The organism is Vibrio porteresiae DSM 19223 (genome assembly GCF_024347055.1).
Classification (GTDB): Bacteria; Pseudomonadota; Gammaproteobacteria; order Enterobacterales; family Vibrionaceae; genus Vibrio; species Vibrio porteresiae.
On sequence record NZ_AP024895.1, the window covers coordinates 2,060,557 to 2,084,165 of the forward strand.

At 44.4% G+C, this 23,609-nt stretch carries 24 protein-coding genes and 1 pseudogene; 13 read left to right on the forward strand and 12 right to left on the reverse strand.

Annotation, left to right across the window (positions count from 1 at the left end):
- The first annotated feature begins 7 nt into the window (after window positions 1–7).
- Complete coding sequence (locus OCV11_RS09240; protein ID WP_261892462.1) at window positions 8–625, forward strand: 3'-5' exonuclease; 618 nt, start codon at window positions 8–10, stop codon at window positions 623–625.
- A 157-nt stretch (window positions 626–782) separates the two neighbouring features.
- On the opposite strand, the gene OCV11_RS09245 is transcribed toward OCV11_RS09240, so the two are convergent.
- On the reverse strand, window positions 783–1,427 hold the full coding sequence (locus OCV11_RS09245) for a TetR/AcrR family transcriptional regulator (RefSeq protein ID WP_261892464.1): 645 nt from the start codon (window positions 1,425–1,427) through the stop codon (window positions 783–785).
- 176 nt (window positions 1,428–1,603) lie between these two features.
- Between OCV11_RS09245 and OCV11_RS09250 the strand changes: the two genes are divergently transcribed.
- Window positions 1,604–2,263, forward strand: coding sequence for an O-methyltransferase (locus tag OCV11_RS09250; protein WP_261892466.1), 660 nt, complete (start codon window positions 1,604–1,606; stop codon window positions 2,261–2,263).
- A gap of 4 nt (window positions 2,264–2,267) precedes the next feature.
- Here the strand turns inward: OCV11_RS09250 and OCV11_RS09255 are convergent, their stop codons facing one another.
- Together OCV11_RS09255 and OCV11_RS09260 are read right to left on the reverse strand one after the other, a co-directional pair.
- On the reverse strand, window positions 2,268–2,897 hold the full coding sequence (locus OCV11_RS09255; protein ID WP_261892468.1) for a LysE family translocator: 630 nt from the start codon (window positions 2,895–2,897) through the stop codon (window positions 2,268–2,270).
- 84 nt (window positions 2,898–2,981) lie between these two features.
- Window positions 2,982–3,950, reverse strand: a complete 969-nt coding sequence (locus tag OCV11_RS09260) for an AraC family transcriptional regulator (RefSeq protein ID WP_261892470.1) — start codon at window positions 3,948–3,950, stop codon at window positions 2,982–2,984.
- 476 nt (window positions 3,951–4,426) lie between these two features.
- Here OCV11_RS09260 and OCV11_RS09265 point away from each other — a divergent pair, with 476 nt between their 5' ends.
- The 3 genes from OCV11_RS09265 (at window position 4,427) to OCV11_RS09275 (ending at window position 7,357) form a co-directional block, all read left to right on the forward strand.
- Entirely contained in the window at window positions 4,427–5,350 is a 924-nt protein-coding gene (locus tag OCV11_RS09265; RefSeq protein WP_261892472.1) for a DMT family transporter, read from the forward strand.
- An 81-nt stretch (window positions 5,351–5,431) separates the two neighbouring features.
- Window positions 5,432–6,094 carry a cyclase family protein gene (locus OCV11_RS09270; protein ID WP_261892475.1) on the forward strand — a complete coding sequence of 221 codons (663 nt, stop codon included), beginning with the start codon at window positions 5,432–5,434 and terminating at the stop codon, window positions 6,092–6,094.
- A gap of 333 nt (window positions 6,095–6,427) precedes the next feature.
- On the forward strand, window positions 6,428–7,357 hold the full coding sequence (locus OCV11_RS09275) for a helix-turn-helix domain-containing protein (RefSeq protein ID WP_261892477.1): 930 nt from the start codon (window positions 6,428–6,430) through the stop codon (window positions 7,355–7,357).
- Window positions 7,358–7,430: 73 nt separating this feature from the next.
- On the opposite strand, the gene OCV11_RS09280 is transcribed toward OCV11_RS09275, so the two are convergent.
- A complete protein-coding gene (locus OCV11_RS09280; protein ID WP_261892479.1) occupies window positions 7,431–7,619 on the reverse strand; it encodes a DUF1289 domain-containing protein in 189 nt (62 codons plus the stop codon).
- A 36-nt stretch (window positions 7,620–7,655) separates the two neighbouring features.
- Window positions 7,656–8,093 carry a hypothetical protein gene (locus OCV11_RS09285; RefSeq protein ID WP_261892480.1) on the reverse strand — a complete coding sequence of 146 codons (438 nt, stop codon included), beginning with the start codon at window positions 8,091–8,093 and terminating at the stop codon, window positions 7,656–7,658.
- 422 nt (window positions 8,094–8,515) lie between these two features.
- Between OCV11_RS09285 and OCV11_RS09290 the strand changes: the two genes are divergently transcribed.
- Both OCV11_RS09290 and OCV11_RS09295 read left to right on the forward strand, forming a co-directional pair.
- On the forward strand, window positions 8,516–8,959 hold the full coding sequence (locus OCV11_RS09290) for a TM2 domain-containing protein (RefSeq protein WP_261892484.1): 444 nt from the start codon (window positions 8,516–8,518) through the stop codon (window positions 8,957–8,959).
- Window positions 8,960–9,304: 345 nt separating this feature from the next.
- The gene (locus OCV11_RS09295) at window positions 9,305–9,937 is read left to right on the forward strand and encodes an HAD hydrolase-like protein (RefSeq protein WP_261892486.1); all 633 of its coding nucleotides are present in this window, start codon (window positions 9,305–9,307) and stop codon (window positions 9,935–9,937) included.
- A 147-nt stretch (window positions 9,938–10,084) separates the two neighbouring features.
- Here OCV11_RS09295 and OCV11_RS09300 read toward each other — a convergent pair whose 3' ends face one another.
- From OCV11_RS09300 to OCV11_RS09310, 3 genes are all read right to left on the reverse strand, one after another.
- On the reverse strand, window positions 10,085–10,717 hold the full coding sequence (locus OCV11_RS09300; RefSeq protein ID WP_261892488.1) for a flavin reductase family protein: 633 nt from the start codon (window positions 10,715–10,717) through the stop codon (window positions 10,085–10,087).
- Between the two features lie 256 nt (window positions 10,718–10,973).
- The gene (locus OCV11_RS09305; protein WP_261892490.1) at window positions 10,974–11,858 is read right to left on the reverse strand and encodes an arginase family protein; all 885 of its coding nucleotides are present in this window, start codon (window positions 11,856–11,858) and stop codon (window positions 10,974–10,976) included.
- A 145-nt stretch (window positions 11,859–12,003) separates the two neighbouring features.
- Window positions 12,004–12,933 carry a helix-turn-helix domain-containing protein gene (locus OCV11_RS09310; RefSeq protein WP_261892492.1) on the reverse strand — a complete coding sequence of 310 codons (930 nt, stop codon included), beginning with the start codon at window positions 12,931–12,933 and terminating at the stop codon, window positions 12,004–12,006.
- 229 nt (window positions 12,934–13,162) lie between these two features.
- Here OCV11_RS09310 and zigA point away from each other — a divergent pair, with 229 nt between their 5' ends.
- From zigA to OCV11_RS09340, 6 genes and pseudogenes are all read left to right on the forward strand, one after another.
- Window positions 13,163–14,368, forward strand: coding sequence for a zinc metallochaperone GTPase ZigA (zigA, locus tag OCV11_RS09315; RefSeq protein ID WP_261892495.1), 1,206 nt, complete (start codon window positions 13,163–13,165; stop codon window positions 14,366–14,368).
- Between the two features lie 2 nt (window positions 14,369–14,370).
- Window positions 14,371–14,997: pseudogene (locus OCV11_RS09320) on the forward strand (DUF1826 domain-containing protein).
- 60 nt (window positions 14,998–15,057) lie between these two features.
- A complete protein-coding gene (locus OCV11_RS09325) occupies window positions 15,058–15,540 on the forward strand; it encodes a Fur family transcriptional regulator (protein WP_261892497.1) in 483 nt (160 codons plus the stop codon).
- An 87-nt stretch (window positions 15,541–15,627) separates the two neighbouring features.
- Window positions 15,628–16,554, forward strand: coding sequence for a GTP cyclohydrolase FolE2 (gene folE2, locus OCV11_RS09330; protein WP_261892499.1), 927 nt, complete (start codon window positions 15,628–15,630; stop codon window positions 16,552–16,554).
- Window positions 16,555–16,568: 14 nt separating this feature from the next.
- On the forward strand, window positions 16,569–17,129 hold the full coding sequence (locus OCV11_RS09335; protein WP_261892501.1) for a DapH/DapD/GlmU-related protein: 561 nt from the start codon (window positions 16,569–16,571) through the stop codon (window positions 17,127–17,129).
- Window positions 17,130–17,291: 162 nt separating this feature from the next.
- Window positions 17,292–18,482: a CobW family GTP-binding protein gene (locus OCV11_RS09340; RefSeq protein ID WP_261892503.1), complete on the forward strand. Its 1,191-nt coding sequence runs from the start codon at window positions 17,292–17,294 to the stop codon at window positions 18,480–18,482.
- 59 nt (window positions 18,483–18,541) lie between these two features.
- Here OCV11_RS09340 and OCV11_RS09345 read toward each other — a convergent pair whose 3' ends face one another.
- From OCV11_RS09345 to OCV11_RS09360, 4 genes are all read right to left on the reverse strand, one after another.
- Window positions 18,542–20,161, reverse strand: a complete 1,620-nt coding sequence (locus OCV11_RS09345; RefSeq protein WP_261892505.1) for a gamma-glutamyltransferase family protein — start codon at window positions 20,159–20,161, stop codon at window positions 18,542–18,544.
- Window positions 20,162–20,176: 15 nt separating this feature from the next.
- The gene (locus OCV11_RS09350; RefSeq protein WP_261892507.1) at window positions 20,177–21,043 is read right to left on the reverse strand and encodes an ABC transporter permease; all 867 of its coding nucleotides are present in this window, start codon (window positions 21,041–21,043) and stop codon (window positions 20,177–20,179) included.
- Between the two features lie 11 nt (window positions 21,044–21,054).
- Window positions 21,055–22,008 carry an ABC transporter permease gene (locus OCV11_RS09355; protein WP_261892509.1) on the reverse strand — a complete coding sequence of 318 codons (954 nt, stop codon included), beginning with the start codon at window positions 22,006–22,008 and terminating at the stop codon, window positions 21,055–21,057.
- 70 nt (window positions 22,009–22,078) lie between these two features.
- Entirely contained in the window at window positions 22,079–23,578 is a 1,500-nt protein-coding gene (locus OCV11_RS09360; RefSeq protein ID WP_261892511.1) for an ABC transporter substrate-binding protein, read from the reverse strand.
- Window positions 23,579–23,609: the final 31 nt, after the last annotated feature.

Sequence of the window (23,609 nt, forward strand, 5' to 3'; positions counted from 1 at the left end):
CCTGACTATGTTTCAACCCGCTAATACCGTTGTCGTACTCGACTTTGAGACCACGGGACTTTCCCCAAATATGGGCGATCGCGCGATTGAAATTGGCGCGGTCAAACTCGTTGATGGGGTTAAGGTTGGCAGCTTTCAGCAGTTGATGAATCCGGGCTTTCGCGTTAGCTCATTCATTTCTTCATTTACTGGCATTACCAATAGCATGCTTTCGCTTGCTCCTGACGCGAAGGAAGTGATGCAAGAGTTTGCCGAATTTATTGGCGATAGCCCGCTTGTGGCGCATAACGCCTCATTTGATAAACGCTTTCTCGATGCTGAATTTGAGCGGATTGACGCTCATTATCCGGGGCCATTTGCCTGTTCAATGCTGATCGCAAGACGCCTTATCCCCAACGCGCCGACTCATAAACTGGGTGATTTAGTGCGTTTTAAGCAGATTGAAAACGACGGCACGTTTCACCGCGCCTTAGCCGATGCAGAGATGACAGCCAAATTATGGCTATTGATGTTAGATGAACTTGCCGAACAAGGGGTGAGCACTCCCAGCATAACGTTAATGCAGAAGATCAGCCGAACCAACAAATCTGCCATTCCCGCACTGCTAGCAAAAGAAAGAGTCTAAAATTCAGATTACTTAGGCATTTATTGGCATTCGAGACGGTTTCGATTATCACAAAAAAGCGGTCACATCACTCCTAAAAGAGCACTTGTAACCGCTTGGCAGTAGGTGTTCGGGATACGTTATGCAACGACTTAGCAGCGGCAGGATCTAACGTGTTTTAGGCAACATTCATACTCGCCAGAATAATCTGCAAACGCTTTTTAATGTGGGCAACACGTAGCTCATGACCCGTTGCCGCATGTTGAATACTGCGTGGTAACAGCGCGCCGAACACCACATCCATCAGTAGCCCTGCGTAGACTTCAACATCGTCAATCTGTATCCGTCCGCGTTGGTTTTCTAACTCAAGCCAATCCATCACCAATTCTCGATGGCAGATAATGCGTTGCTCATAGAGATAATCGGTTAACTCTGGAAACAGCACCGCTTCTCGATGCAGTAAATGCAACATCGCGGCGCGAATTTGTGCCTCGTCACCCACAATATCGAGCTGAAAAATCTTATGCAGTGTCTCTTCAATGCTCAGATTTTCTGACTCTGGGCGTGGCAGATCGACCAACAGGTGACGATGATGCGCGATCACCGCAGCAAAAAGCTCAATTTTGTTGGTAAACAATTCATAGATATTGCGTTTTGAGGTTTTGGCACGCTTAGCCACATCCGCGGTGGTGGTTTTGGCAAAACCAACTTCTTTAAAGGCATCATAAGCACTTGCTAAAATCGCTTGACGGCGTGTTTCTTCGTCTAATGTCTTGGGGCGGCCGCGTTTTCTGGTCACAGGCAGTTGATCTAAGTCACTCATGTTTTTCAACTTTATTATTTTAGGTACTATATAAGTACCATAAGAGTTATCATGTGTCCACGAACAGAAATAGTATTCAAATAGACTCAATAGCTGCAGCTTGAATTATCAACACTATACTCAATAACAACTTCTTGTATTACGGCATCAATACTTGACATAACAAGGACTAGGCTATGGAATCCTCCTCAGCATTGATCGATCCCAAAGTAAGGCAATTGATCGATACGCTTTATCTGACAGAAAGCAGAAAGCGAACCATGGTAGCGTCTAACAAGTGTGTCCATCCCCAAGCTAATAACATAGCGGATTGCTCAGAACAGAGGCAGATCGACCGTAACTTAGGTAACTTGATTTATGCCTTAGTGCGACGGGTAAAACCCAAGACTGTGTTAGAGATGGGCAACACGCTGAGCCTTTCCACTCTCTTTCTTGCTGCAGGCGTTAAAGATAATGGCTTTGGCAAAATTATTCGGTCGCAGCCATCCGCTCAACAACTTAATGAAACCTTAACGCACCTTCACTTGGCGCAATTGACAGAAGTGGTTGAATGGCACAAACCCGATGTGACACAGAGGTCGCAAGCTCATGACCTCAATAACATTGATTTTCTATTGATGAATGGGGAAGAGAATGACTGCAAAGATCTGCTTCAACAAATAGAGCCTGTGATGGCAGCAAAATGTGTGATAGTGACCGACAATACCGACAGCCAAAAAGCTCAGTCATATCTCGATTACATTCGCGACCCGCACAATGGCTATATTTCCTGTGCGTTAAGTGTGATTGGCGAGTCGCCTACCAGTCGGCGGGAGATCACATTGAAAATGGCATAGCCAATTAAGACTGGGTGATTTTATGTAGCAGCAGCTGTAACCCCGCAAAACCGAATGTCGCACAAAACAGCAATTCACTGGCTCTCCGCGTTTTCGCGTAGAGTTGTCTGGTCAACTGACTGGAGAAAAGCACCGCGTAGCCCAAAAACACACTTGCACTCACCGCCCCAACCGACACGATGACAGAGACCAAATCCATCGCACTAACTTGGTTGGGAATTCCCACCGAATAAAGCGCACCAAAAAAGAGAATCGCTTTAGGATTGGTGAGATGCAGCAGCAAGCCTTTGAGATAGTACGCGCGATAGGAACGTTTCGTCGTCTGCAAAATTACGGTGCTTTGCGGCTTCATCACGGAGCGAAAGGATTTGTAGGCAAGAAACAGCAGATAGAGCGCGCCGATATAACGCAGCACTTCAAATAGCCACACATTGGCTTGCAATACGGCGCCTAAACCAAACGCGGCGGTCATTGACCAAAAAAAGGACCCCGTAAGTATGCCCAGCGCCAAGGTAACACTCGCTTTACGCCCTTGACTCATCGACGTGCCAGCAATCGCTAATGTGGCAGGCCCAGGGCTGGCAATCGCGACCAGCGCCGACAGTAGAATTAAAGGATAATGAATCGTATCCATGAAAAATAACGCCCTTCCTTGGCAAAATAGTTACTCATCATGGAGAGAAAATGCCTATAAATCAAACAATTTCATCACCAAGGGTTAATGTTCTAACGCGGTCGAGGTTCGCTCCGCATGCTGACGATATTGTGAAGGTGTCACGTTAAAATGCTTTTTAAACAAGCGACTAAAGTGAGCCACATCATTAAATCCCGTGCTGTAAGCAATATCGGAAATCGTACGATGAAGGTTTTGACTGTCACTCAACATCTCAGCCGCCTTTTGGGTGCGATAGAGCCAAATCATACGGCTTAGCGACATGCCCTCTTCATTAAGCAACTGATTGATATAACGGGTAGAAACACCGATATGCTCTGCCACATCATTGCCGGTTAACTCAGGATTGCTCGCCCACAGTGCAATGCTTTGTTTTACCCGCATGACGATCGACATTTGGCTATGACTCAGACGAGATCCAACGGCAGCCCACTGTTCAGAAAGCAACATCATCACCCACTCCATGGTGGCTTTCGCGACTCTATCGGCCATCAACGAAGAGACAAAAGGTGCATGATTGACCAATTTAGTCAGGTGACCTTGAACGAAACCCGTCACTTCGCTCTGTCGGTTTAACTCTGTCACCGTTAAAGAGTCGAAGTTGGTATGGTAAGTACCCAAACGTGATTTCGGCAACGCCATGCTTACCAACTCAAACTGGTCGGGAAATTCCAAATCGTAATAACGGCTGGCATCACAAATCCACATCGATTGCTGACCAAACTGGGTTTCATTGCCATCCTGTTTTGCTAAGCAGTTACCAGAAATCAACCAATTAAAGATCACATGGTTCTCTTTCGCACTTTGGATGATAGATGTGGTGCGCTTCACTGCATGAGGTGTGGCTTGCAACCTCGCTAATTGAATGCCCCCGACAGATTGAGCACAAATATGACCAGAAAAACGTTTGGCTGTATCACACTGATAATCAAGTGGAATCACTGCTCGCGTTGCTTCATCACGCCAGTGATCAAAACTCAACTCACCATGATCAGCCTGATTAGATGTTGTCATAATGCACTCCTACTTCCTATCGATTGCCCTAACTTAGCGGCGGTTGGTTATCACCATAAGCGACCTACTATACAGCAAGTTACATGCCGTTATGGCGATTTTATTCGCGCTGAGAATAGACTGCTGCTTAGTGCCACCATCACTCAATAACTGGCGTCCACAAAAAACTGATTGGCGTTTTGAGATAAGCAAATCGGTTGAGAACATGTATCAATAAATAGCAGTTAATTTGATATAAATCTCTGAAAGTTCATTTTGGTGCAAGGTATTGCACTACCTGCACCAATATAAAGCAAGAATTTACAGAATAATATATCAAAATGAAACAACTAGCATATTGGTTCTTATTCAGTCAAACATTGACGCTTACGCAATCAAGAAAAATGCATCAGCGCGTGCCAATGTGGCCACAAAAAGGTCGATGTCTTCATCGTCATGCCACTGGAAGTGGTGAAAAAACAAAAAAGGATTTTGCCATGTCGAAAAAACTATCCGGGCTCATTTACGTCGCCCTCTGCTACATTTTGGTCGGTTCAAGTTACCCCATTGCCCAACAAGCCATGGAGCAAGTCCCTACTTGGACATTTACCAGCATTACTTTCGCAATAGGTTTTCTATTTCTGCTGCCAATTACGCTCAAATCAGATCGTACCAATTGGTTTAAGATTGCGCCGCGCGATTGGTTTATTGTCGCGTTATTATCACTACTCGGCGCGGTGTTATACACCGTATTTCTGCTCTACGGATTGCCATCTACCTCAGCAACCACAGCGTCAGTGGTAACCAGTGCTGCGCCTGCATTCGTGGTCGTAATTTCTACGCTCTTTTTTAGAGAAAAGCTCTCCTTTGGTGTCGCAATGTCGGTGGTTTTAGCCATCATCAGCGTGGTGGTTATTTCGCTTCCATCAGGCGGTGAGGGCGGCACCACGACAGCAATGGGCTTGATCTTTCTGCTCTTATCAACACTTTCAAATGCGTTAAATATTGTCTTCGCTGGCAAATTGCAGTGCTCACTCAAACCCATTTCTATGTCAGCAGGCGTTTGCTTAACTGGGCTGATTTTCTCTCTACCGATGACATTTTCTGAGCTGCACAGTTATTCCCTGTCATCACTTAGCGCAAGCAATATTGGTGTGATGGTGTATTACGGCATTTTCGTTTGGGCAGTGCCATACATGCTGTTTTTCAAAGGTGTTTCATGCATCTCTTCTGCCTCTGCGGGTATCTGCGTATCCGTCGTTCCCGTTGCGGCTATGGTGACGGCCGCGCTGTTCTACGGTCAATCCATCACAATGGTAGGCATCATAGCAACCTTGATCATTATCGCTTCAATCGTCTTTTCTGAAGTTGATCTCTCAAAGCTGCTGCGCAAATCAGCCCTTTCTAGAGATCCAGCGTAAGCCAGCATTACCTAACAAATTCGCATCTAGCAGGTCAGCATCTAGACTGACCTGTGTTCCCCATAAGATAAGGACGTCATCATGACACAAACGGTCAAACCCACTCCGGTTAAAGAGTTCATTGAATTAAACCATCAAATTCAACATGGGATGGAAACCTACCCAGGATTAAGTCATGTGGATATCTTTGAACACGCACCACGCTTTGAAAACAGTGCGTTGATTGACGGCATGTCACTATTTGGTATTTCAGGAACTTACATCGATTCACCTTTCCACGAAGACCCTAATGGACACAAAATTTGTGACTATCCATTAGAGAAACTGGTGAATTTGCCAGTGGTTGTGGTGAACAAACCGACAGAACGAATTTTCTACGAAGCCATTGATTTTGCAGGCTTAGAACTGAAAGGTTGCGCCGTTTTACTTAATACGCAACACGATCAACATTTTGGTACGGCTGATTATGGTGAAAACTGCCCTTACCTATCCAATGAAGCGGCTGAATACCTTGTCTCTCAAGGGGTTGCTCTAGTGGGAATCGACTCTCCATTGGTCGACAATATTAAAAACCCTAATGCAGAAATCCCAGTACACAACATTTTGTTGAGTCATGGCGTTGTGATATGTGAAGACATGACAAACATCGCAGCGGTAAATGGGAAAAATGCTTATTTAACCGCAGTACCACCACGAGTTCCGATGGCAAGTTTTCCAGCTCGCGTATTTGCAGCAGTTTACTAATTGATTAACCAGCCACCTCAATAAAAAATCCTCAGTGTTGGGCTGAGGATTTCTCTTTTTTGTCCCATTTTTGATGCTGATTCCCCTGTATTTTTTATAGTCAACTTTAAACTTAGCCTAGTTAAAATTGGGACATTACTGGGCACAATCGCACCAATAAAGCACATCTAAACCAATTCATTTAACAAAAATGCCATTTTATTAAATTTACCATTAAAATAGCAATATTATTCAACAACTTATAACAACTAAAAATACCACAAATAAGGCACTAATCTTGCTTAAACTAATCTTACTTAAGTTGAGTAACATAATCTAAAGGTGAGGTGACTTATGGGCCATCTGTTTTCAACTGCTGGTATTCAAACTAAAGAACGCTTCGATTATTGGAATGATGTCGTATTTCAGCGCTACGCTCCATGTTTAGGGAAGATAGCCAATCAAACCATATTTAACGCATCCACTTCGGTTAATGAATTTGGTTCTACTGAAATCAGTGATGTGGTTTCTGATGCCATCTACTATGACCGACGCAAATGCGACCTTAACTTGATTGAACGAGACGATATTTTTATCTCCGTAATGACCGAAGGCAGTGCGCATTTTGAACAGCATGATCGCAGAGTGACTCAACAAGTCGGTGATGTGCTGATTTACGATTCCGGACGCCCCTACGCTTTTCGCTACCCCACCGCGTACAAAGCAACCTTAATCCGTGTGCCCCGCCCTTTATTAACGACTAAGATTCCCAACATGGATCAACTCGGTGCCAATATTCTCACTGCCGGCACCGTTTACAATCGCTTAGTTCGCTCTCTGGTAGAAGAGACCCATCTGATCGCCACATCTGCTGAACTTATTGATGAACGCCATTTTGTGACACCGTCACTAGAGATATTAACCACGGCGATATCACGCTCAGTAAGCGGTAATGAGCCTTGCCACCCAACCTCAAATCAATTAGCCGCGGTGAAAAACTATATTCGCCAACATCTCAATGACGAAGATCTCTCATTAGAGACCATCGCCAAAGCACAATGTATGTCGGTACGGACTCTCTCTAGGTTATTTGCAGAAATCGGTGAAACCCCACGGCAATGGCTACAAAACCAACGCTTAGCCGGAGCCTATCAAGCGCTCAGTTTAGGAAAAGTGCGCAACGTTACTGAGGCAGCCTTTCAGTTCGGCTTTAAAGATCTTTCCCATTTTAGCCGCCGCTTTAAAGACCAATATGGCATGGCGCCAAAATCATTACTTGAGTAAGAAAAAAACAAATAGCGACCACCAAGGTGATCGCTATAAAAGATGGGATAAGTTTGATGATTGCGAAGGCGCTTTACTTGTTCGATTCTGCTTGAATCTGTGCCATTCTTTTTTGCAGATCTTTTTGCAAAATATTCAGCGCATAAGGTTTCAGCGACTTCCAATTTTTGCACTCTTCACGCGTTCTCGCACAACCTAAACACCAGCCTTTGGCGTGGGAAAAATCGCACATATCGATACAAGGGCTTTTATTTTTCTTCATATGCTTTCTTCTACTTGCTGTCAGATAGGCTCGTTTTCAAAGCGTGCGGAGCAGTTGATCGATGCTCGATTCTAAGCTGCGCAGCCGGTTGAACTCTTCAAATAGTTTCTGTTCAAGGCTCTTAAAGTTAAGCGGCAGCGTTTTCTGACAGATACCATAACTGCTATCCAACATTTTATAGCCTTTCCAACTGGCGATTCGCTGCTGCTCAAGTTCCACTAACTGGCGAATAAAATCGGCCTGAGCAGGGCAATCTTCTTCTGCATGGACACAAACAGGAAATGATTTCTGTTTTATCTGCGGTGCTTCGATAAAGGTCTCAAAATGCACCCCACCCTGATTGTGATTAAACCAACTGTCCTTGTAGAGCTGGAGGTAACTTCCACGATTATAGATTTCCCACCCCTCATCGAACCAACTGGCTTGACGCAGCATTTTCTCAAGGTTACGAAACACACCTTTTACATCTTTCATAAAACAAAACTCATAGCGACGATGATTTACTCATCATTAATAACAAACAACGTTATAACATAACAATCCACAAAGCCAAACCATCAATTGTTAAATATTGTCGTAACTATGCACCAAGATGTTAACCATGCAGGTGAGATAAAGAGCGAAACTAGTCACTGACTATTGCCGCAGTTTGCCATTGGCTCTAACCAAGTTTTGCCAAGCAACTGTTTAGCTTAAAATTCCTGACCACTTTCTTATGTCAGTTCTTGACCTACATATACTAATATTAGATTATGTGCCTAGTTGATTAATTGTGATTATGCATATGTGTACTTTTATGGCGTCTGTATTTTCTGAATTTATTATTAATAACAATGTCTGCTGAAAAGACAATGACAAATGGTTAAAAAACAACCAAAATAATGGAGTGGTAAAATATGAAGGGTAAAATCCTAGATTTTAATCAAGAAAGCCGTTCTGGAGTGATTTCTGGAGATGATGGGAATCGGTATAATTTTGATATGGAGCAATGGAAAGGATCAGTTTTACCTAAAGTGGGCAACAAAGTTGACTTCGCGGCAAAAGGTGAAAATGCAGAAGCCATATATATAGAGACACTTGTTGCGGGTGGAGCATCTAAAAAAATAGCTGCTGCATTGTTTGCTTTTTTCCTTGGTGCCTTTGGTGCTCATAAATTTTACTTAGGTTATACCAAGCAGGGAGTGATAATGCTGCTGGTATTTTTGTTTGGTTTTATATTACTTGGCATTCCTTCGGCGATTATTGGAATAATAGCATTTGTAGAATTCATTCTTTATCTAGTTAAATCAGATGAAGAATTTGAGCAAACCTATGTAATAGGCAAAAAGCCTTGGTTCTAAAGTATCTAAAAAATTAACAAAACAGAAAAGTAACAGTTGACTATCATTTCATGATTATAGCCAATTGTTACTTTTCCTTTTATTAAAGAGTTATAAACTTTAGAGGCAACATGAACTAAAAAATCTGGAATTTTGGGAATTAATATCTGATGCACTTGGTCTAGTGATATATAAAAATGACTTCCAGGTCGTAGCTGTCCCAAATGAGACTAGGGCTTAACGCTATAAAAAAGTTGGGAGTCAATAATTAATTTTGACCTAATTTAGATTGCCAAAATATAGCGCCCTGTATTTGGCAACCGAACTATGCGTTATATGGTAATCAAATCAACACAAGGAGATAAAGTGGCTCAGGATTTTATAGTATTTGACCTCGATGGAACCATTAGTGACCCAAAAGACGGCATTGTTCGTTCGATAAACTACGCACTGGCAGAGCATGGTTTGGCTGTGAGAAGTGAGCAAGAATTACAGCGTTATATTGGTCCACCTTTGGATAGCACTTTTAAGGAGCTATCCAATTCGAGTGATTCTAAGCTAATACTCTCGCTGGTCGCCAAATATCGCGAGCGCTATTCAGAGGTCGGCTTCTCGGAAAATAAGCTCTATGAAGGCGTCGTTTCCAGTTTAGAGTCGTTAAATCAACATATCCCGTTAGCGGTGTGCACTTCAAAAAGAGCGGACTTTGCTGAGCGCATCTTAACTTTATTTGAAATTAGACACCTATTTGAATTTGTTAATGGCGGGGATGTTGGAATCACCAAAGTAGCGCAGTTATCCGATTTACGTTCAGCGGGAACGATCGGCTCGGGTTCCATTATGGTCGGTGACCGCAATGTAGACTTAATTGCAGCTCATCGTAACGGACTCAAATCGGTGGGCGTTCTGTGGGGCTATGGTGACTATGAGGAGCTCTCATCCGAACAGCCATCCATGATTTTGCAAAGCCCTAGTGAGTTAATCAAAATTGCCCCGTAGCAAGTTCGACGAATCAACCTATGTTGCCTAATCGGACAGAAGCGCTGTAGCGCATCAATTCCAAAGCCACACCCATAGAAAAACCCAACCGCAGTGCTTTCTGCGGTTGGGGGGATGCTAGCTTGTCTCTATCTCTCGATGAAATCTCTAAGGACGAGGATATTCTGGCCGAAACAGCTCAAATTGGGTGTCAGCGCTGATGCCAAAATAGGTGGCTGGACCACCCGCGCGCATAACAGGCGCTGCTTTCACCGTTTGAAATACGCCCTCTTCAAGAAAATCCGTATCAATATGAACGCCGACCACTTCACCAAGAACCAACCAAAATGGGATGGCTTGTTGCTGCGCGTTATTTAATTGAATCAGTTGAGTTAATTTGCATTCAAACGACACGGGCGCTTCAGCCACACGCGGGACGTTAACTAAGCGCGATTCCACCGCCGTTAAACCACTAAATGCAAATTCGGATTCACTTGCAGGAATCGGCGCGCAGCTTAGGTTCATTTTTTCCACCAAGCTTTTGCTCGTCATATTCCAACAAAACTCTCCCGTTTCTTGAATATTAGCGACAGAGTCTTTCCAACCGGCGCTGGAAAACCCGATGATCGGTGGCGAGTCGCTAAACGCATTAAAGAAACTATAGGGTGCTAAATTATCAACACCTTGCGCTGAACGGGAAGAGATCCAGCCAATCGGTCTTGGTGCAATAATCGATTTAAACGGATCGTGAGCCAGTTGATGGCCTTTTTGCGGCTCATAAAAATGAACAGTTCGCGACATGGAAGTCTCCTTTTGCGTGATAAGCTTTATACCTTAGCAGTAACCATGACTAACCCATACCCACTTTTCCCCTATTACAAAAATAAAAAAACCGCTGAGTTTAGCTAACTCAGCGGCGAACTAACGAGTTCATTACAGTTCTAGGGACAAACAAACCGTTTTAATACCATCGTTCAACAGAATAATGGGGTGAACAGATCAAATAATGGGGTCATAGCTCACAGTAAAGCGATGGATTACCTAACTTATTATCACGTTACTTATTTCCTAACAGAGGTAGGTTCGCTAACATGTTTTTCATCGCAATCGCATCCCAAGGGAGATGTTCTGCAACACCTAAACCAACCACATCAGCGACTTTTGCTACATCACTCAGCACGTTTACTACTTGTTGCATGGTCAATTGACCGCGCGCGATGCCATCAAACTCATGGGGTTCAGCATCCAGCTTGCAAAATAGCAGGCTGCGGAATGTCGCTGGGTCAAGCACATCCAAATCAAGGTGCACCGCTAAATGTTTGGCACCGGTGGATTTAAACCAGTCAACGACCGCTTGAGTACCTTTCTCAGCCAGTTCGGCGGGAGAGATGTTCTTCAAGCCTAAACGTTCCATTTCGTGGGTTTCCCACTCAGTGGTGTTGTTCACGCCAACATAGCAAACATTGCTTGCTTTAACCGTTTGTTTTACGTGAGCGGTAAATTCGCTATCCCCTTGACCAAGCAAGTTGCCAAGCACATGGGCGTGGGCATGTTCAAACTGCTCAGGTCCCATGATATCTGGGTGCGCATCAACCCATAAAATAGCCAGTTCACCATCGTAACGTTCGTTAAGATAAGCAAATGGCGCCAAATCGACTAGGCAATCACCACCGATGACGACGATGCTGTCTGGTTGGTGTTTGTCGATCTTCGCACGTGCATCGACTAATTGAGCTAACAATGCTTTACGTCCAACAATCCCTTGCTCGTTACGTAACCCTTCTGATGTCGGCTCTGCGACATTCACTTCTTCAACTGGCCCTGTTGGATCAGGTGCTAACCAATTAAGTAATTGCGCACCGAAGTGGTATGGCGGATTATCACCACCCTGCCATTGAGGGAAAAACAGACGTAACGGTTTCTTTTGTGCTGAATCAGCCATAAAACATTCACTCCTCAATATTCAGCTTCGAGCTGAACATCCAAAATTGTGTAGTTGTTTACTCGACACTCATTATGGAAGCGATAGGAATGAATCCGTTAGTCTGAGAAGGACAAATGCTTTGCTTAGTGCGCCATGCTCACGATTAAAGTGAGCTTTTCTTATCAAGGAGCTGTTTTGCCGTAATCCCGTAAGTTTCTTTAAACAGGCGACTAAAATGCGTCATGTTAGAAAAACCAAAAGTAAATGCAGTTTCGGTGATGGTACTGTAGCGACGACTCAGCAAGGCTTTATAACAAGCACTTAAACGCTGTTGCCATAACCAGCGCATCACAGTGGTTTGTTCCGCAGCAAACAGACGATTAAGGGTACGGGCTGACATATTGTTGTCTTTGGCAATCGACTCAATGGTTAATGACGAATCATCAATTCTATCCAACAGATACTTTTGCACTTTATACAGTTTCTCGCTGGCTTTGAGAGACAAAAGCGGGCCATTTTCTGCATCGTAGGCCGAATCGAGCATGGTTAACATTGATGAGATCATCTTGTCTCCCACACCTGAATCTTGTTCTTGAACCTGCCAGATACTTTGCAGTAAAGATACCGAGACGTTGCCTAACAATGAGTGGCTTGGCAATACCTGATTAATCACTTTATCTGGCTGGTTAAAGTGCGATAAAAACAACCCGCGTGGAATCGACATGACCATTTGATCATCGCCATTTGGGAAATGGCAAGAGAATGGCTGAGCACTGTCGTACACCAAAATGTCACCCGGCTTTTGCTCAAAAGTACGACCATTTTGGGTCAAAATTGCCCGTTGGCAGAAGGACAGAGTGACCAAAATATTGTCATTTTGATCGGGGTGATAGTCACAGTACTCGATTGGTGTGGATTTGATCCGTGTGATTAATGAGCCACCAAAACGTTTCACTTCCAGTGAACCATCAAATCCTTCACTGCTCAAACGACGGTTATAGGTGGGTGTGTAATAGGTTGATTCAATTAGCCCTTGCCAATAATCAAAGCGCTCAGAATCAGCAATGTCATGGGTTGAAAAGCGTTTCACCATACATTTTTATCCTTTCAAAACGTCACACTTTATGTGCCTGGGTTAATGTTCATCGTCTCTATAGTACAAGCTTAGTTGGCGCGACAAAAGTCGCTTAACCCAAATAGCCCTTCAGTCTCAGTTGATGCCTGTCTGCACCTCTACGCTGATACCCCAACTATTTTTGTGATTGAACTCGTCAAATTGTAATGTTATAACATTTCTAAAATGATCACATGGGACGCTATCAATGTTAGATCACACCGCTTCAGCTTTACCCGTCACTGTTCTATCCGGATTTTTAGGTGCGGGGAAAACGACCGTATTAAGTCATATTTTGAACAATCGACAAGGGCGTAAAGTGGCGGTCATCGTCAATGACATGAGTGAAATCAACATCGATAGCGAGATTGTCGAACAAGAAGTCACCTTGAATCACAGTGAAGAAAAACTGGTCTCTTTAAGTAATGGCTGTATCTGCTGCACGTTAAGAGAAGACCTGTTGCAAGAAGTGAGCAAATTGGCCAAAGAAAATCGTTTTGATTATCTGGTGATTGAATCTTCTGGAATATCAGAACCTTTGCCAGTTGCAGAGACATTCACCTTTGCCGATGACGAAGGCGTATCACTCTCAGATGTCGCACAACTCGACACCATGGTTACTGTGGTTGATTCGGTCAATTTCATGCGTGATTATCGCCAAGCTCAATCTCTGCAAGAGGCAGGAGAAAGCCTTGGCGAAGAGGATGAACGCAGCATCACTGACCTGTTGATTGAACAAGTTGAATTTGCCGATGTGATTTTGATAAGCAAAACCGATTTAGTCAGTCCAGATCAAGTCACTGAGCTAGAAGCGATTTTGCGCACGCTCAATCGTCGCGCCAAGATCATTCCCATCGAAAATGGACATATCGATGTAGAACAAGTCCTTGGCACACATCTATTTGATTTTGAACAAGCGGCAGCCGCACCTGGTTGGTTGCAAGAAATGCGCGGTGAACACGCACCAGAAAGTGAAGAATACGGCATTAGTAGTTTCCCCTATGTGGCAAGGAAGCCCTTCCATCCTGAGCGTTTTTATCGCTTTCTAGAAAGCACCAAACAGATCCCCAATTTACTGCGTTCTAAAGGTTACTTTTGGCTGGCAACTCGCACTGGCTATGTCGGGCAATGGAGTCAAGCTGGGGGTGTTTCTCGTCATGGTTTTGCCGGCGTTTTTTGGCGGGCCATGCCGAAAAAATATTGGCCAACGGATGCCGATAGCTTAGAGAAAATCCAAAGTCTGTGGGTTGAACCTTTTGGTGACATGCGCCAAGAGTTGGTGTTCATCGGCCAAAACCTTGACCAAGCAGCCATCACTGCTGCTTTGGATGCTTGTTTGCTTACCGAAGACGAGTTGGACGCAGACCTCGACACTTGGGAATCCTTCCCTGACCCTTTCCCTAAATGGCGCTAACCATGATAGACACGTTAATTGAACACACAGAAACACTAGCACCAGGTCAAGCTGTGTTGGGTGATGACCCATTAATCATGACCCAGATTTTCCGACCAGAAAACAATCTGGTGGTTTGGCAACGATCACTTTCCACACAGTTACTTGATGAGATTAAAGAGGCCATAACGCAAAAGCCAACTTGGCAAATGGTATTACAAACGTCGCAAGATGAAGCGCTTGAAGAGTTAGCGGATGCCCTCAGCGATTGGCGTTGTGCTCAGGAATTGAGTTGCGACATTACTCAATTGATTGAAATGTATAGCGTGCTGTTTGATGCCAAACGCGTTGGCGTGCGCTTAACCGTGCTCGAAAGCACCATGTGCCCTCGTTTTCATGTGGATCGCGTGGGATGCCGTTTAGTCACCACGTATTAGGGTCAAGCAACGCAATGGATCAAAGGTAAAGATGCAGTTCAAGTGACTCAAGATTACCCCAATGCCTTGATTGAACAGATGAATACCGGCGATGTCGCCTTGCTCAAAGGCACATATTGGGAAGGCAATGAGCAACACGGCATCGTACATCGCTCACCACCTGCGACAGAGCAATCACTACGCTTACTTTTAACGATTGATTTTATTGATTAATACCAATTAATACCGATTCATTTAACCACTATTACTCAACACTGAATAAAGGGCAGATCTATGGTTGCGCGAACCCAAAAGATCATTCAACAGGCAGCCATCGTGTGTCACGCACATGGTTGTCAACTTACCCCCAAACGTAAGCTTTTGCTGATGGGATTGATTAAATCCGGTAAAGCGCTTTCGGCCTATGAACTCATCGATTTTTGCAAAACACAATACGATGAAGTCGTCCCCGCTATTTCGGTCTATCGCATTTTGGATCTGTTCCAGCAATTGCATTTAGTCCACAAACTGAACTCAATCAACAAGTTTACGGTTTGTTCGCACATTTTGGATAAAGATGAGATTAACCAACCCACTGTCTTTCTTATCTGCCGTGATTGCCACAAAGTGAAAGAGCTCCACGTGAGCGCCAATCTTATCAACGCGCTAAAACAAGATATCGACGATAAAGGTTTCCAGGTTATCTCTTCGCAACTGGAGCTGGAGTGCCAATGCGATGATTGCGTGTCCAACACAGCAAAACAGGCCCAGCACTAATTTATCGTTGGTGTTTACCCAGCGACATTTTCAATAACTTCTTATTTATTCTAATAAAAATAGTTTTTACGCTTATACGGAATCATTATGAACAAAACACTTACTCTGCCAGATGTGGTTCTGACAGATACCGCCAGCCATCCTGCAGCCATTGAATGGGTGGGAATGTCCGGCATTGCGGTGCCTTTCTATCTACCAATAAGCTCAGTAGACTCGACGTTAGTCACCGCTAAGGCAGATCTTTATGTGAGTCTAGATAAAGCAGAAGCGAAAGGCATTCATATGTCGCGACTTTATCTAGGTTTATACAACCAGTTAGCTCAGGCGCATCTCTCTTCCAGCTTAATCAGTCAGTTTCTCTCTGAGATGGTGGAATCGCAAAATGATATCAGTCAAAACGCCACTCTTACGCTCAGTTTCGAGCTGCCATTGCATAAGAAGGCACTACTTAGCCATCGCTCTGGTTATCAGTCGTACCAAATCCATTTGACCTTTACGAAATTGGGCGATCGCACCTTTTCTGAAGTCCATATTTCGATCCCCTATTCCAGTACCTGTCCATGTTCGGCATCCTTGTCTCGCCAATTATTGGCAAAGGCGATTGACCGTCAGTTTGACGCTGCAAGCATAGATAAAGAGCAGTTGCTTGAATGGATTGAGTCTGCTCAAGGCAGCATTGCCACACCGCATAGCCAACGCTCGTTTGCGGATATCAAAATGAAGTGGGCAGGCTGTCACTACTCAGATATTGCAGCACTAATTCAACACTTTGAAGCAGTGCTTGCGACGCCAGTACAAACCTCAGTGAAGCGTGAGGATGAACAGGAATTTGCACGCTTAAACGCGGAAAACCTGATGTTTTGTGAAGATGCCGCCAGAAAGCTTAAGCAGGCATTACACAGCATGAGCGACCTCGAAGATTACTGGTTTAAAGTCGATCATCAAGAGAGCTTACACGCCCATAATGCGGTAGCGATTGACCACAAATACCCAGCTCAACACTACCACCGTTAATGAAGGCACTCTCCATGATAAGAAAAAATCCATCCGGCGATTTACCGGTTATCTCACCCGACGCTTTTGTCGACCCGACGGCAATCATTTGTGGCAAAGTGATTATCGAACAAAACGTTTTTGTTGGCCCTTATGTCGTCATTCGCGCGGATGAAGTGGACAGCAATGGTGAGATGCAACCTATCGTGATTGGTCATGATTCCAATTTGCAAGATGGGGTTGTTATTCACTCGAAAGATGGCGCGGCGGTGAATATTGGCGCACGCACCTCCATCGCGCACCGCTCCATCGTCCACGGTCCTTGCTCTGTGGGAGATGATGTATTTATTGGCTTTAACAGTGTGGTGTTTAACACCCATATTGGCGATCGCTGTGTGATTCGCCACAACTGTGTGGTCGATAGTCTCGATTTGCCAGAGCAGTTCCACGTGCCGCCGATGACTAATATCGGCCCTGGCTTTAACCTTAATAGCATTGAGAAAGTCCCACCTAAATATTCCGAGTTTTCTGAATCTGTGGTGACAGCCAATAACATGCTGGTACAAGGTTATAAAAAACGCTCTAACGAGTTTTAAGCGCCTAAACTTTATCTAAAACCGTTTGGCAAAACTCCTCTTTTGAAGTGAACCCAACCCGTGCTAAGCGGGTTGGGTTTCAACATAAAAAGAGATTAAGAGTCACTCACGAGATGAGTTCAACGGTTTTAGTGTTCCCTTTTTTTTGAGCAATGTGTCTTTATGAACCCTATTCCTGTTGTGATCCTGAGCGGTTTTCTTGGCTCGGGTAAAACCACCTTATTGCGTAACCTAGTGATTCAAAGTCATCAGCAAAATAAACCACTTGGTGTCATCATCAATGAACTCAATGCGTTCGATGTTGACGGTGCCTTAGTAGAAAATGTTGATGTGGTCGACAAGAAACACCACAGCCTCATATCAATCGCTGGCGAGAGTCTTAGTACACCTGCGGGAATCGCGAAGTTAGATGGCGCTATCTCAACCTTATTGACGCATCACACGCCGCAACTACTGATTATTGAAACCTCCGGCAGTGCGCATCCACTGCCGTTGATTGATTATTGTCGTCAGCAAAGTCGCATCAAATTAACAGGGGTACTTTCCCTGATGGATAGCGTGATGTTAGCGCAAGATTTTGCTGATGGTCAGAACCTAGTTACCGACCTGCAAGCCAATCTGATGCAAGGGAAACGAGACATCACCAATCTATTGGCCGAGCAAGTGCTCTTTGCCAGCCATGTGATCCTGACTAAAACCGAGCGCTTAAGCCCAGAACAGACTCAGCAGATTGGCCAAGCTTTGCAAAAGATAAACCCGTACGTGCCAATCTTAGCGGTCTCGTGGGGCAAGTTGGCACTTGCTGAATTGATGCAGTTACCTACTTATCGCTTTTCCTTAGTGGAGCAACTGATTGATGAACTCAAAGAAGCCGTTGAACAAGACAGTGCAGAAGCCTCTCTCTATCAAATGGAAACGGTGCTCATTGAAGATGACCGCCCGTTTCATCCGCAGCGGCTTTGGGATACCTATCATCACTATTTAGGTAAACAAATCTATCGCAGTAAAGGCTTTTTCTGGTTAGCCACACGCGCTTCCCATGCTCTGCTTTGGAATCAAAATGCGGGCAGTATTGGACTAGAGCAAATAGGTACGTGGCGCTCTGCAATATTGGAACAAGATGATAATGGGTTAACACCAGAAGAGCGGCGTATCCTGCAAGCCAAGATCGAACAGCACAACGGTCGATTTGGCGATCGCCGTTGCCGCTTAATCGTCATCGGTGATAAAGCTCAGCTCACCACCTTCACTAAAGCACTGCAACGCTGCTTTTTAACTGAAAGTGAAATTCAAGATTGGCAACAAGGCACCACATTTCCCGACCCATGGCCGAAAACCACAGTAATGCAATAACCACAGATTGATGCGTACCAGAAGAGAGCTGGTACGCATGCTTGCACAAAGCTAAAAGACTAATATGCGATAACCGCACCATCAGTACGTGACTCTGTACCACCGACTAAAACGGCGCTACCTGGTTCCCTTAAAATGGCTTGCCCACGACCAAAGCTACTGCAGTCAGGACTTACAGTTATATCATGACCGCGCTCCATCAATGCTTGCACGATATGAGAAGGCATCATAGGTTCAACGGCGACATGGTTACCCTTCATCCATTGCCAGCGCGGTGCATCTAACGCTGCTTGTGGATTAAGTTTGAAGTCGATCAAATTCATCGCCACTTGCAAATGTCCTTGCGGTTGCATAAACCCGCCCATGACCCCAAAAGGACCAATCGCTGCACCTTGATAAGTAATAAAGCCTGGGATAATGGTATGGAAAGTGCGTTTTTTTGGCTGCAAATAGTTTGCATGCTCGGGATCAAACGAGAAGGTGTGACCACGGTTTTGCAACCCAATTCCCGTTCCGGGAACAACAATACCTGAACCAAAACCCATGTAGTTACTTTGGATAAACGACACCATATTTCCTTCATGATCAGCTGTCGCTAAATAGACAGTACCACTTGCTTTAGGGTCTCCATGACAATGTTGCTGCGCTTGATCCGTAATTAATTTAGCTCGTTTAGCGGAGTATTCATCACTGAGTAATTCTGTTGGTTCTACGCTCATCGCATTGATGTCGGTGATGTAGTGAAGACCGTCCGCAAAAGCCAGTTTCATAGCCTCGATCTGTTTGTGCATCTGATCAGCATCGTTATGTTTGGCGGGCTCAAACTGCTTAAGAATATTCAGCCCCATTAGGGCTATCATACCTTGACCATTAGGGGGAATTTCACAAATGTCATAACCACGATAGTTAGAGTGTACCGGCTCAACCCATTCAACTTGATGCTCAACTAGGTCACTTGCCGCCAAATATCCCCCAGCAGCGCGACTTGATTCTGCTATTTTTTCGGCCAATTCCCCTTTATAAAAAGCGTCACCATTGGTCTCACCAATAAGACGTAATGTGTTGGCATGATTTGGGGAGCGCCACATTTCACCTAAGGCAGGGGCACGACCGTTAGGTGCAAAGGTATTGAGCCATTCTTGGTAAACTTCACCACCCTCCTGAGCACGCAATTGTGAAAACTTCACTACCGCCTTAGCCCAATTTTTTGCCAGTGTAGGGCTAACTGGATAACCATTTTGCGCATATTCAATAGCCGGCGTTAGACATTCTAGAAGAGATAAATTACCCCAACGCTTATTCAAAGCAGCCCAAGCCGATGGTGCACCGGGCACTGTCACTGGCGTCCAACCGTAGGTTGGCATTTCTGTCAATCCTTGCTCTTTAAGAACCTCAACATTTAAAGCTGCTGGTGATAATCCACTCGCATTTAAACCAAAGAGAGTCTCTTTCATCCAAACCAAGGCATATGCGTCACCACCAATTCCGTTGGATGTTGGTTCAACTACCGTTAACGCAGCAGCCGTCGCAATGGCTGCATCTACTGCATTACCTCCTTGCTGCAAAATTCGAATGCCCGCTTGTGCTGCTAAGGGTTGAGAGGTAGCAACCATGCCATTCGTACCATACACAGCGTTACGCTGTGATGTGTATGGATATAATGTTGAATGAATTTTCATAAAAATTCCTTTTACTTACTTTGGATCCAGCGCATCACGTAACGCATCACCAAACAAATTGAACGCCAAAACGATGACAAAAATTGCCATTCCTGGCCAAATAGCCATCCATGGGGCTTGAGTTAAAAATCCCTTTGCTGAGTTGAGCATGCTGCCCCAACTTGCGGCTGGTGGTTGTTGCCCTAAACCTAAAAATGACAAGCTAGACTCAGCAATAATGGCGCTTGCCAAAGATAGAGTTACTTGGATAAATAGCGGAGCAAGAATGTTAGGGAAAATGTATTTCCATAGAATACCTAGATGAGAAGTACCCACAGAATAAGCAGCCTCAACATACTCCATGTACTTGACCGTCATTACCTGACCGCGTGTTAATCGAATAAACAACGGAACATTAGCAATACCAATCGCCAACATCGCGTTAGTAAGGCTTGCGCCAAGTGCAGCAGCCAATGCTATGGCCAAAATTAAGGATGGCATCGCCATGATAGCTTCTGTACAACGGGAGATGATGCTGTCGATTTTGCCGCCACAGTACCCAGCTAACATCCCCAAAGGAACCCCGATGATGAAGGCGATAAACACCGAGAAAAAGCCAGCCATTAAAGACGCACGCGCACCGAATAAAAGACGACTATAGATGTCGCGACCAATTTCATCGGTGCCTAACCAGTACATGGTCGATGGAGCTTGCCGTACCGCCATCCAGTTGGTTTTGGTTGGATCGAAATGGGCTAAAAGTGGTGCAAAAATAGCCATTAATGCAAACAAAACAATAATGCAGAGGCCAAACCAACCAATAGGATTAGCCCGAAATTTCATCCAAGCACGATTGTTAGAAAACTTGGTCCAAAGAGAGATATTGGGTTGAGAGTTCATCATTATTACGCCCATTAGTGCACCTCACGAATACGTAATTTGGGATCCAATAAGTAATACGCCACGTCGGCCACAATATTGCTCAAGATGAACATAAGAGCAGAGAACATTACGACTCCCTGTACTACTGGGAAATCTCGGTTATACACAGAGTCGACGATTAACTTACCTATTCCTGGAATGGTGAAAACTTGTTCAGTTAATACAGCACCGCCCAATAACTCTCCAAATTGAATCGTCGCCAAAGTAACAACTGGAATCAGGGCATTACGCAGTGCATGTTTTAAATAGATGGCTTTGCGCTTCACTCCTTTTGCACGAGCGGTGCGAATATAATCAGCGGAAAGAACCTCAAGCATTGCACCGCGAGAGTGCCGAAACAGTGTCGCAGCTAGGCCAGTGCCAAGAACAAATGCTGGCATAATCATGGTTTCTATATTTTGAGCAATGCTTTCCAACGGACTGACATACCCAGAGGCAGGTAACCATCCCCAGCGTACTGAAATGAGCAAAATCATCATGAAACCGAGCCAAAAGTTCGGGATAGATTGCCCCGCCAAAGCGAAGATACTTGCGCTAAAATCCCATTTAGAATTGCGTTTAACTGCCGCAATGACACTCATTGGAATACTAATGATCAAAGCAAAAGCCATGGCCAATAAGCTGAGTTCAATGGTGACCGGCAACTTTGCTAGTAATAGATCAACAACTGGCTGACTGGTTTTCATCGATGTACCGAGGTTTCCAGTCAACGCTTCCGATATCCAATAGAAATACTGATTAATAAACGGTTCGTTAAGATGGTAGGCTTCACGAATATACGCCAGAGCTTCAGGACTTCGGTCTTCCCCGGCTAAAACCAGTGCAGGATCACCAGGGATCAGTTTTTGCAATCCAAAGATAAATAATGAAATCAAAAACAGCGTCGGTATCGCTGTATAAAGACGCTTGAATATAAATGAGAGCATAGACATTCCTTGTCAAAGAGGAGAAGAGTCCCTTCTCCTCTTTCATTTGCACTTTAGCTGGGGGAAACGGTTATTCAACATCTCGTAAGCGCGGCATACCATCGCCAAACGGAGTGAAATGTTTGATGTTAGATGAGATTGCCCATTGCCATTTCGGATGATAGAGATAAATCCAAGGGCGAAGTTGTGTCACACGCGTCATTGCTTGTGCATAGAGCGCTTTACGTTTAGCAACATCTTGTTCGGTACGTGCGGTATCTAGCAGTGACTGAACCTGTTCATCATCAAAACCATTTTCATTGAGCGGCGCGCCTTTACCATAAAACGAATAGATGTTGCCATCAGGATCAACTCGACCACTCCAACCTAGAATATAAGCTTCATATTCGCCTTTGTTTTCAACTTGGAGTGTGGTAGCAAAGTCCATGGTTTTCAGTTTGATGTTAATCCCTGCTTCACCAGCCATCGCTTGAATAACTTGCCCTATTTGTGTTGCTTCAGAGGTATTTGCGATCATTAACTCAATTGATACACCGTTGGTGTAGCCAGCTTGTTTTAACAATGCTTTCGCTTTTTCTACATCACGTTGAGGGACAGGAAGATTTGGCGCGTGATAGTCACTTTCTGTACTCACCCATTGATTGTCAGGAATGTACTGATTAGCAAATACCACTTGGTTAATTACGTTACGATCTATTGCATATTCAAATGCTTCACGTACTAAAGGATTCTTAACCGCCATGTCTTTGTCTTTATTAGCACCATATCCCAAGTTGAAGATAATACCGTTGTAACCAATACTGGTCGCTTCAATCACTTTCAGCTTAGGATTGCTTTTCACTTTTTCGATATCAGTTGGAGCGACACGCTCAGCAATGTCTAGTTGACCTGATTCCAAGTTAGCTAAACGAATCGTGGAATCAGGAAGCGGAAGAAAGGTCACTTTATCAAAGTGGTAATGCTCAGCATCCCAGTAACCTTTAAATTTAGTGAGCACAATTCGGTCTTGTGCGATACGGCTTTCAAATTGATAAGGCCCAGTCCCGACAGGATGCTGAGCAAACTTATCCCCTTCTTTCTTTACTGCTGTTGGTGACACCATCATTCCAGCACGATCGGCAAGAGCTGCGAGCAAAGGGATAAACGGTTTAGTCAGATTGATTTTTACTGTGTTTTTATCAACTACCTCAACGCTTTTCACCACGCTTAATTCGCCTTTACGACGTGAACCTTTAAGATTTATTGAACGTTCAAGGTTAAATTTCACGGCCTCGGCATCAAAATCGGTTCCATCTTGGAATTTAACACCTTGGCGCAACTTCATTACCAAACCTTGGTTGTGATCTACCCAACCCCAGCTTGTTGCCAGCATTGGAATAATATTGAGCTGCTGATCAATGTCGACCAACTTGTCAAACAAAGAGGTATACACTTCACGCCCGACCATAGTGGTGCTGGTATCTGGATCTAACGCATCTGGGTCGGAATTCAACCCAATGGTGATATCCTTAGCTTGGGCGGTCTGAGCCATAACTGCTAAAAGCAGTAAGCTCAACGTTTTCATTTTCATGTTATATCCTTATATCAATGAGTTGAAAGTG